This is a genomic window from Komagataeibacter intermedius TF2 (genome assembly GCF_000964425.1).
In the GTDB taxonomy this organism is placed as follows: domain Bacteria; phylum Pseudomonadota; class Alphaproteobacteria; order Acetobacterales; family Acetobacteraceae; genus Komagataeibacter; species Komagataeibacter intermedius.
Window position 1 is genome coordinate 1 of the sequence record NZ_BANF01000699.1, and the last position, 542, is coordinate 542.

Annotated in this window: 1 protein-coding gene; it reads left to right on the top strand. The window is 61.8% G+C overall.

Annotated features, from left to right (window positions below; all coding sequences use genetic code 11):
* Nucleotides 1-542, top strand: a 542-nt coding sequence (locus B7449_RS19010; RefSeq protein WP_048884098.1) for a ketopantoate reductase C-terminal domain-containing protein, incomplete at both ends; no start/stop codon positions are given.

A 542-nucleotide genomic window follows, 5' to 3' on the forward strand; every position in this document is an offset into this window, starting at 1 on the left:
TTTATCGTCAGCATGCTTGATGCGCAGGGGCGCATTGTCCAGACGGGCTCCCTTCCCCGGCTTTCCGTCGGGGAGCGGGACGGTAGCAATACGCCAGCGGCGCGCAGTATTGCGGAAACCCTGTCGGGCCCCGGATTTAAAACCGTGTGTTCCACCCACATCCTGCAGGATATGTGGGACAAATGGGTGCTGCTCGCCGCCTTGGGCAGCATCTGCTGCCTGATGCGCGGAACCGTGGGGGATATCGCCAGCCAGCCAGCAGGTCAGGGCTTTGCGCAGGCGGTCATCCATGAATGTGCGTCAACGGCCGCCGCTGCCGGTTATCCCCTGCGGGATGCCGCGCTAAAGGGCACTGTCAGTCTCCTGACGAAAACGGACTCCACCCTGACGTCCTCCATGTTCCGGGATCTGCTGCAGGGCGCTCCTGTGGAGGCGCAACAGATTATTGGTGTCCTGGTCAGGCGGGCGCGCGTCCATCAGATCCCGACGCCTCTCCTCGATCTCACCGATCTGAATCTGCGCGTGTATGAACAACAAAGGCA